Origin of the sequence: Rhizobium sp. C1 (assembly GCF_021026335.1) — a bacterium.
In the GTDB taxonomy this organism is placed as follows: Bacteria; Pseudomonadota; Alphaproteobacteria; order Rhizobiales; family Rhizobiaceae; genus Ensifer_A.
Genome location: NZ_JAJNCY010000009.1, coordinates 173,993 through 179,992 on the forward strand (window position 1 = coordinate 173,993; position 6,000 = coordinate 179,992).

Genomic DNA, 6,000 nt, shown 5'->3' on the forward strand with positions numbered 1-6,000 from the left:
GTATCGATCAGGAAAAGGATCGCCCAGCAGGCCCCATTCGGGCCAGGAGCTCAAACTCGATTCGGTTGGCCGTTTCAACGAGATGGTCACGCCACGAATCAAGCCTCTTCCTGTCGACACGATAAGCCGGCGCCGTGATGGAGACGCCGCATGCCTTGTCCCCGGCCATGATACCTACTGCGATGCAACATATACCAGGCTCATGCTCTTCGAGATCGTAAGCAACCCCATCCTGACGTACGTTCATCACTACGGCAAGCAGCTCCGAACTGTTTTTCACTGTTGTCGGTGTATATTGCCTGAAGCTTATGTTCGGAAGCAGGGCTTTCAGTGCCTCATCATCCAGGCGCGCCAGGGCCGCCTTCCCGATTCCGGTGCAGTAAACCGGCGAGACCGCCCCCACACGGGAATGCATGCGGACGTTCTGGGTGGCCTCGACCTTGTCGAGATAAGCGATCTCGAAGCCGGTCAGAACACCGAAATGCACGGTCTCCCCCACCGTCTCCCGCAGTCTCTCCAGATGCGGTCGGACGGTCATGCGCATGTCATGGCGCGCCCATGTCTCGGAGGCAAAATGCAGCAGCCGCAAACCCAACCGATAGCGGCCGTCGGCGCCCATTTCCAGCAGCCCTTCGTCCAGCATGTGTTTCAGCCGCCGATGCAACGTTCCTCGCGGTTCACCGGCAGCGGCAAGAATGTCGGAAAAGCGCATCGGTTCGGATGTCTGCGCCACAAGATCGAGGATCGCCATGGCCTTGCCTAGAGTGCCGGTGTCAGCCGGAGTTCTGGCATCTTTTGGGGAAACGCTGTCGGTGGCGTTCACCGCTCTCTCCTCGCACTGGAAATGGACTTGACGTTGAACTAGATAGGCCCGATTATTCCGAATAGTCAAACATAGTTCCAGATAATGGAACACACGGCTGCAATTACCACCCACGCGCAGGGGGTCTCTTTGCAGTCCAGGGAGGATGAATGCAGCCGGACAGCGTGACTTACGCCTGCCTGCAGGATGTGCCTGTGCTCGTGACGGGCGGAGCCAGCGGCATCGGCGCAAGCCTTGTTGCCGGCTTTGCGGCACAGGGCGCGCGCACCGCCTTCATTGATATCGAGGGAACTGCAGGTGCAGCGCTGGTCAGCGCGCTTCATGACGCACCTCACCGGCCGCTTTTCATTCAGGCCGATCTTTCCCGCGTTGAAGATGCGCAACAGGCTGTGCACCAGGCGGCCCGGCAGCTGGGCGGGCTGAAGGTGCTGGTCAACAATGCCGCGCGCGACGACCGCCACGATCCGGCAACGATCAGCGAGACGGATTGGGATGCGAGCCAGGCCATCAACCTCAAGCCGCTGATGTTCGTCACGCAGGCGGCGGTTCCTTATCTTGAAAAGGCGCCGGGTGCTGCGGTTGTGAACTTTTCCTCGATTGCCTATCTGCTCAACATGGGCGACCTGCCGGCCTATGGCGCGGCAAAGGCCGGGATCATCGGACTGACCAAGACACTAGCCGGACGCTTTGGCCCTGCCGGCATTCGCGTCAACGCCGTACTTCCGGGAATGGTGGTGACCGAGCGGCAGAAGACGCTCTGGCTGACCGATGAAGGTGTCGCCAGTTTCGTGGCCGGCCGGCAATGCCTGAAGCGGCCGCTCACGGCGATAGACTTGGTCGGCCCCTGTCTTTTCCTTGCCTCATCGCAATCGGCTGCGATGACGGCGCAATCGATCATCGTCGACGGAGGCGTTTTTTGATGCATGAACCAAACCTGATCGCTGTTGACTGGGGGACATCCTCCTTCCGGCTCTGGGTTCTCGACGAGGATGCCAACGTGCTCTCGGAAAGCCGCGGCGGCGACGGCATGCTGTTTGCCGCCCGCGAAGGCTTTGCCAATGTGCTTTTACGGCATCTGAAATCGGCCAAGGCGCCAGCCGACAGGCCCATCCTCATCTGCGGCATGGCCGGCGCGCGGGGCGGCTGGGCGGAGGCCGGCTATGTGGAAACACCGGCAGACCTTTCCGCCATCAGCAAGGGCGCGATTGCAGCTCCCGGCATCAAGCGCGACATCCGCATCCTGCCCGGCCTTTGCCAACGCTTCGACGGCCGGCCGGACGTGATGCGCGGCGAGGAAACGCAATTGCTCGGCGCTGCCGGTGCGCTGACCCAACGTTCACTCGTCTGCATGCCGGGGACCCATTCAAAATGGGTCACTGTGGATGGCGGCCGCGTGGAGGGATTTTCGACCTATATGACCGGCGAGCTTTACGACACGATCAGCAAGCACACGATCCTTGCCGCGCCGGACAAGACGGTGGCCGAGGGTGCGGACAGCGCCTCCTTCAGGGATGCGGTGCGCGCCGCGTTTGCACAGCCGGGCCGGGTGACCAGCCAGCTGTTTGCGGCCCGCTCCGGCCAGCTTCTCAACGGAGCAACGCCGGCAGCCGCTCTTGCCCATATTTCCGGAACGCTCATCGGCGCGGAAATCGGCGGCGCGACCGGCAGCGACAACCGGCACAACATCCGCCTTGTCGCCTCCGGCAGCATGCGCGCGCTTTATGAAAGCGCCCTGAAAACGATCGGCATCGCCCATGAAAGCATTGATGCAGATGAGGCTGTCCGCAAGGGGCTAGCCACCGCCGCCCGTCAAATCTGGTCCTGATTGTCCAAGGAGTGAAGGCCCATGCCCGTCCCCGTTCCGTTTCCGCCCATCCGCTATCCGCTTGTCGCCATCCTGCGCGGCCTGAAGCCAGAAGAAGCGCAGGATGTCGTCGGCGTCCTTCTCGATGAAGGTTTCGAAGCCATCGAGATTCCGCTGAACTCGCCCGAGCCGTTCAAGTCGATCGAGATTGCCGCGCGTCGTGCCCCCTCCTCCGCGCTGATCGGCGCCGGCACGGTTTTGACCGTCGGCGAAGTGAACCAGCTGCTCGACGCCGGCGGACGGCTCTTCGTCAGTCCGAATGTCGATGTGCCGGTGCTGACGCGCGCCGTCGATCTCGGCATGGTCACGCTGCCGGGCGTATTCACGGCGACGGAAGCGCTGGCCGCTGCGCGCGCGGGCGCGACGGGGCTGAAGTTCTTCCCCGCATCGGTTCTCGGGCCGGACGGCATCAACGCGGTCCGCGCCGTGCTGCCCGCCGATCTGATGATTGCGGCCGTCGGCGGCGTCTCGGACAAGAATTTCGGCGAATATGCCAAGATGGGGATCAAGGCCTTCGGACTCGGCTCCAGTGTCTATAAGCCCGGCATGACGCTGGCCGAGGTGCAATTGCGTGCCCGCGCCACCATCGCCGCCTATGACGCCGTGTTCGGAGGCGCCGCATGAAAACGCATGAATTCAAGGGCCGCGCGCTGGACGAGACCAATCTTCATCTCGGGGAAGGCCCGGCTTACGACCGCGTGACGGACACGGCCTTCTGGTTCAACATCGTCGACAAGGAACTGCATTCGCTGGAGCTTTCGACGGGCGCCAAGCAGGTGCATGCACTTCCGGCCATGTGTTCGGTGCTGGCGCGCATCGACGACAAGCGCCAGGCTCTCGTTTCCGAACACGGCATCTATATCCGCGACCGCGCGACGGGGGCGACCGAGCTTGTTCTCGAGATCGAGGCCGACAAGCCGAACATGCGCTCCAACGATGGCCGCGTGCACCAGAGCGGCGCGCTCTGGTTCGGCACGATGACCAAGACCGGCGAAGGCCGCAAGGGCGCGGGCGCGATCTATCACGTGGCCGGCCGAAAGGTGACAAAGCTGTTTTCCGGGCTTTCCATCCCCAACAGCATCTGCTTTTCGCCGGATGGCGCGACCGCCTATTTCGTCGACACGATGGAAAACATCATCAAGAGCGTCGCCGTCGACCCGAAGACGGGCCTGCCGGCCGGCGAACCGCGCGTGTTCTCCGACGAGCGCGAGGCGGGCGGCGCTGCCGACGGGGCGGTCTGCGATGCCGACGGCCATGTCTGGAGCGCGCACTGGGATGGCGGCAGCGTCCACCAGTTCGATCCCTCCGGCCGCAAGCTCGCCATCTACAAGCTGCCCACGCCGCAGACCTCCTGCCCGGCTTTCATCGGCCAGAACGCGGACAGGCTGATGGTGACCAGCGCCTGCGAAGGCATGGACGCGGACCGGCTTGCTGCCGAACCGCGGGCGGGCTTCACCTTCGATCTCGGCATCAAGGTCAATGGCCGTTTCGAGCCGGACTTCAAGTGGGACTGAGATCGTTCAACGCATCAAGGACGACCCGGATCGACGGGACGTCCTTGATGTCGGAATGAACCGTCATCCAGACTTCGCGGTAAAAGGGCTCGGCATCTGGCTCGGCCGGGGTCAGCCCGGAATCGCGCGCAGCGATGAAATCAGGCAGCATAGCCACACCGCAGCCGAGACGCGCAAGCGCCGCCTGCATGTCGAGCGTGCTCGCGCGGATCGCATAGCCGGCGGCACCCGCCTGTTCCTTCAGCCTCTTTTGCTGTGGTGCCGAATCCATGGTTTCATCGTAAGCGATGAAATCCCAGGTGCTTCTGTCACGATCGCGCAGATAGTCCGGGCTGGCATAAAGGCGCAACGCAAAGCTGTCGATGCGGCGAACGGTGAACTCGCCCTTTTCCGGGCGCAGAAGACGAACCGCAATATCGGCCTCCCGCCGTTCGAGTGAAGCGTAACGCGTCTCGCCAATGATGCGCAGCCTGAGCCCCGGATGCTCCGCGCGAACCCGCGCGAGCGGCTGCATGAGGCGGGCCTCGGCATAACTTGGCGGAACGCTGAGCGTCACCTCCCCTTCCACGCCGCCGGCGGAATTGCGAATCTGCGACAGCGCTTCCGCCTCGGCCTCCATCCGCAAGGCCACTTTCGCAACCCGCTCGCCCTCCGCCGTCAGCATCAATTGCCGTCCGCGCCTGTCGACGAGCCTCAGCGCCAAGGCTTCTTCAAGCGCCGCGACACGGCGGGCGACGGTGGCGTGCTCGACGCGCAATAGTCGCGCCGCCCCTGAAAGCGAGCCCGTTGAGGCCAAAGCCAGAAAATGGCGCAGATCCTGCCAATCCGTCATCTGTTCGTTTTCTCCCATCGGCTGAGAAAAAATCGTGAATTTTCTCCCGTTCGATCCTGTGGAATATTCTCGTCGAAAGCAACACCGCATTCCGAAAACCGCTGTCCGGTTTTGTGCTGCGGGGCCATTCAATCGAAGGAATGATGACATGGATATCCAGATCGAAATCCGCGCCCACGGCAATGCCGATGTGCTGACCGCGACAGCCATCGACGCAAAGACCCCCGGCCCCGGTGAAATCCGGCTGCGGCATCATGCGATCGGGGTCAACTTCGTCGATATCTATCATCGCAGCGGCACCTATCCGGTGCCCGGTCTTCCCGCCGTTCCCGGCGTCGAGGGCGCGGGCATCGTCGAGGCTGTCGGCGAAGGCGTGACGAATGTCGCGCCGGGGGACCGCATCGTCTATGCAGGGCTTCCGCTGGGCGCCTATGCCAGCACACGGCTCCTGCCGGCCTGGCGGGCAATCAAGCTGCCGGAAGCGGTGTCGTTCGAACTCGCCGCCAGCTCCATGCTGCGCGGGCTCACCGTTGCCATGCTGACGAGCAAGGTGTTCCCGCTCGCCAGCGGTCACACGATCCTCGTTCATGCCGGCGCTGGAGGACTGGGACAATATCTGACCCGCTGGGCAAAGCGCCTCGGGGCTACGGTCATTGCCACGGTCAGCAATGCCGAAAAGGCTGCGATATCGCGAGATGCGGGTGCTGATCACGTGATCGTCGGGCGCGATGCGGACTATGTCACGGAGGTTCTGACGCTAACCGGCGGCAAGGGCGTGGATTTCATTGTCGACGGCATTGGCGGAGAAGGATTGGTCAGAAATTTCCAGGCCGTCCGTCCCTTCGGGGACCGTTGCATAATGCGATGTCTTCGCGGCTGGGAGATTGTTAGACGTGCCTTATCGAGCCCGGCCTCTGTTTTGGCCGGGTTTTTGGTCGTTTGGGTTGGCTTTGGGTGTTTCTAGGCG

7 protein-coding genes are annotated in these 6,000 nt (G+C 62.8%); 5 read left to right on the forward strand and 2 right to left on the reverse strand.

Annotated elements, in window-relative coordinates; translation table 11 throughout:
- Positions 1-7 precede the first annotated feature (7 nt).
- Complete coding sequence (locus LQK83_RS18050) at positions 8-823, reverse strand: IclR family transcriptional regulator (protein WP_230838784.1); 816 nt, start codon at positions 821-823, stop codon at positions 8-10.
- 149 nt (positions 824-972) lie between these two features.
- On the opposite strand from LQK83_RS18050, the gene LQK83_RS18055 reads away from it, so the two are divergent.
- From LQK83_RS18055 to LQK83_RS18070, 4 genes are read left to right on the forward strand one after another with little or no spacing between them, the layout of a single operon-like run.
- The gene (locus LQK83_RS18055; RefSeq protein WP_230838785.1) at positions 973-1,743 is read left to right on the forward strand and encodes an SDR family NAD(P)-dependent oxidoreductase; all 771 of its coding nucleotides are present in this window, start codon (positions 973-975) and stop codon (positions 1,741-1,743) included.
- Positions 1,743-2,648 (forward strand): 2-dehydro-3-deoxygalactonokinase, encoded by a 906-nt coding sequence (locus tag LQK83_RS18060; protein WP_230838786.1) that lies wholly within the window; start codon positions 1,743-1,745, stop codon positions 2,646-2,648. The genes LQK83_RS18055 and LQK83_RS18060 overlap by 1 nt, the downstream gene beginning before the upstream one ends.
- A 21-nt stretch (positions 2,649-2,669) precedes the next feature.
- Positions 2,670-3,311 (forward strand): 2-dehydro-3-deoxy-6-phosphogalactonate aldolase, encoded by a 642-nt coding sequence (locus tag LQK83_RS18065; RefSeq protein WP_230838787.1) that lies wholly within the window; start codon positions 2,670-2,672, stop codon positions 3,309-3,311.
- A complete protein-coding gene (locus LQK83_RS18070; protein WP_230838788.1) occupies positions 3,308-4,201 on the forward strand; it encodes an SMP-30/gluconolactonase/LRE family protein in 894 nt (297 codons plus the stop codon). The genes LQK83_RS18065 and LQK83_RS18070 overlap by 4 nt, the downstream gene beginning before the upstream one ends.
- On the opposite strand, the gene LQK83_RS18075 is transcribed toward LQK83_RS18070, so the two are convergent.
- Positions 4,188-5,033, reverse strand: a complete 846-nt coding sequence (locus tag LQK83_RS18075; RefSeq protein ID WP_230838789.1) for a LysR family transcriptional regulator — start codon at positions 5,031-5,033, stop codon at positions 4,188-4,190. The two genes, LQK83_RS18070 and LQK83_RS18075, sit on opposite strands and share 14 nt — an antisense overlap.
- 148 nt (positions 5,034-5,181) lie before the next feature.
- Here LQK83_RS18075 and LQK83_RS18080 point away from each other — a divergent pair, with 148 nt between their 5' ends.
- On the forward strand, positions 5,182-5,997 hold the full coding sequence (locus tag LQK83_RS18080) for a quinone oxidoreductase family protein (protein WP_230838790.1): 816 nt from the start codon (positions 5,182-5,184) through the stop codon (positions 5,995-5,997).
- The last annotated feature ends 3 nt before the right edge of the window (positions 5,998-6,000 follow it).

Excerpts from the sequence above, each read along its gene's own strand:
- LQK83_RS18055 (WP_230838785.1), top strand. The coding sequence starts at position 973 with ATGCAGCCGGACAGCGTGACTTACGCCTGCCTGCAGGATGTGCCTGTG.
- LQK83_RS18075 (WP_230838789.1), bottom strand. The coding sequence starts at position 5,033 with ATGACGGATTGGCAGGATCTGCGCCATTTTCTGGCTTTGGCCTCAACG.
- LQK83_RS18070 (WP_230838788.1), top strand. The coding sequence starts at position 3,308 with ATGAAAACGCATGAATTCAAGGGCCGCGCGCTGGACGAGACCAATCTT.
- LQK83_RS18060 (WP_230838786.1), top strand. The coding sequence starts at position 1,743 with ATGCATGAACCAAACCTGATCGCTGTTGACTGGGGGACATCCTCCTTC.
- LQK83_RS18080 (WP_230838790.1), top strand. The coding sequence starts at position 5,182 with ATGGATATCCAGATCGAAATCCGCGCCCACGGCAATGCCGATGTGCTG.
- LQK83_RS18065 (WP_230838787.1), top strand. The coding sequence starts at position 2,670 with ATGCCCGTCCCCGTTCCGTTTCCGCCCATCCGCTATCCGCTTGTCGCC.